At 68.6% G+C, this 2,016-nt stretch carries 3 protein-coding genes; 1 reads left to right on the top strand and 2 read right to left on the bottom strand.

The window, feature by feature from the left end:
* The coding region (locus tag ACFWI9_RS33985) for a hypothetical protein (protein ID WP_387169086.1) at positions 1–916 on the top strand (916 nt) is incomplete at its 5' end.
* A gap of 191 nt (positions 917–1,107) precedes the next feature.
* On the opposite strand, the gene ACFWI9_RS33980 is transcribed toward ACFWI9_RS33985, so the two are convergent.
* Together ACFWI9_RS33980 and ACFWI9_RS33975 are read right to left on the bottom strand one after the other, a co-directional pair.
* Complete coding sequence (locus ACFWI9_RS33980) at positions 1,108–1,707, bottom strand: pentapeptide repeat-containing protein (RefSeq protein ID WP_387169083.1); 600 nt, start codon at positions 1,705–1,707, stop codon at positions 1,108–1,110.
* Positions 1,708–1,729: 22 nt separating this feature from the next.
* On the bottom strand, positions 1,730–2,016 hold a 287-nt coding region (locus tag ACFWI9_RS33975), incomplete at its 5' end, for a hypothetical protein (protein WP_387169081.1).

The following is a 2,016-nucleotide window of genomic DNA, read 5'->3' as shown; positions in this document are numbered from 1 at the left end:
GCCGGGCGCTGACCTGGCCGAACGGCCAGCCGGCCGCGCCTGGCTGACCGCCCTCCCACCTCGCGGGACGGCCGGAGCCGGCCCGCTCACCCGCGCCCGCGCCTACGCACGCACCGCCCCCGTCGGCCACCTCGTGCTCGAACCCGGCACCGTACGCCTGTGGATCAACGAGAACACCCGCCCCGACAGCAACACGTACGCCTACTACGTTCCCCAGCCCAACCCCACCATCCGCATTCCGACACTGGACGCCTCGCATTGGAGGGACCTGACCCTGATCACCCGGCACCTCGCCGGCCGCTGGTCCGCCATGGCCGCCGAGGACGTCCTCACCGAGCTGGCCGCTGCCGGGGCCCGCAACGGAATCCGGCTCCTGCCGACCCTCGACCAGTGCGCGGTCTCCTGCCCGTGCCCCTCCAACGCGGCTGTCTGGTGCAAGCACGCCGCCACCGCCCTGTATCAAGTGGCCCGCGCTCTCGACGCCCAGCCGCTCGCGCTTCTCGTCCTGCGCGGCAGGGCCGCGACCGACTTCTTCGCTGGCCTCCACGACCCCGACCACCGCAGCCTCCAGCCCCGCTACGAGCCTTCGCGGACAGTTCCGCCAGCCGTCCTCGCCGAGACCGCCTACGACCAATGGGAGCACTCCCAGCCGCCGCTGCCCCCGCGTCTTGAGCCGCCTGCCGCCCCGGCGGAACCCCAACCCGTCCACCTGCCGGGCATCGACACCACAGCCATGCACCTGATCGCCGTGGACACCGCCCACCGCGCACACGCCCTGCTGAACACCCTCACCTCTCCCACCGAGCGGACCACGAGAGACCCGACACACGCGGTGCCGACCGACCCCAAGCACGACGCCGCACGCCACGACCTGCAACTCCCGCTCCAGCGCCGCCTCCAACAACCCCGGGAATGAGTGACGACGGCCTCGCACACGCGGGGGAAACCTCGACGGCGGCGTCCACCTCCGGCAACCGAAGAGACGGGGATGCGGCGTACGAGGACGTCTCGAGAGGCTGGCGTCATGACTGGGGCCGACCGACCTTACTGCTCTCCTAGTTGTTGAACAGGGTGAGAGCGATGCCGGGTCTGTTGTCGGGAGTTCTTTCAGACCCGAACCATGCCTGAACGGTCAGGCGTCTGCTCTCCACGGACTTGGAAGACGCCGGGGCGCACCTCGTCAGATTGCTCGGCAACAATCGATGCCAACTGGTGAGGCCACTGCGTCTGTCGGCTCCAGGTAGCTCCCGGAGGAGCTTGAAACATGCCCAGAACGTACTGGAGGTTCGTGCCGCTCAGGTTCGCGCGGACCAGGTTCGCACCGCGAAGATTCGCACCGCGCAGGTTCGCATCGCTCAGATCTGCACCGGCCAAGTTCGCGTCGCTCAGGTTCACACTGGTCAGGTCCGCACCGGCCAAGTTCGCGTCGCTCAGGTCCGCGCCGGGTAGGTCCGCGCTGGTCAGGTCCTCGCCAGGCAGGTCTGCACCGCTCAGGTCCGCACCGGCCAGCCGTAGGCGCCCATAGGCAGGCCGAGGGTGCCTGAGGAACGTGGCTTCGGGAACCGGCTCGTGCGGCGTTTCCTCCGAGCCCTGCGCGATGGCGTGGGCGGTTCGAGTGATGGCCGCAGCGGGAGCGTCCGGGCACGCGAGGTAGAGCAGCCCTCGCAGGGCGGCTTCGTGCTGTGCACGCTCGGCGTCCGTCACCACGCCTCCAGGGTAGGCCGGGGGGTCACAGTGAACCCCTCTGCTGCTTGACGCAGATGGGGCAGCGGTAATTCGGAACCGTGTTCAAGGTGAGCAGGAGCTGGACGGCTTCGTTTTCGGCCCGGCGAATGGTGCCCGCTGCATTGCTCTGCCCGAGTGCTGCCGTGCCCATGATCACCTCAACCAGGTGAGTGAAGTGCTTCTCTGCGATCTTCCAGTCGGGATCGGCGTTTGCATCGGCTGGAGTGAGAGGGTGTCGGTCGCCGAAGGCCTGAATCGCTTGCCTGACCGTCTCGGTACCCTGTTCATACG

Source organism: Streptomyces sp. NPDC127084 (assembly GCF_042724175.1).
In the GTDB taxonomy this organism is placed as follows: Bacteria; Actinomycetota; Actinomycetes; order Streptomycetales; family Streptomycetaceae; genus Streptomyces.
The sequence above is the reverse complement of the archived record's forward strand: the minus strand, read 5'-3'. Positions and strand labels throughout refer to the sequence as shown.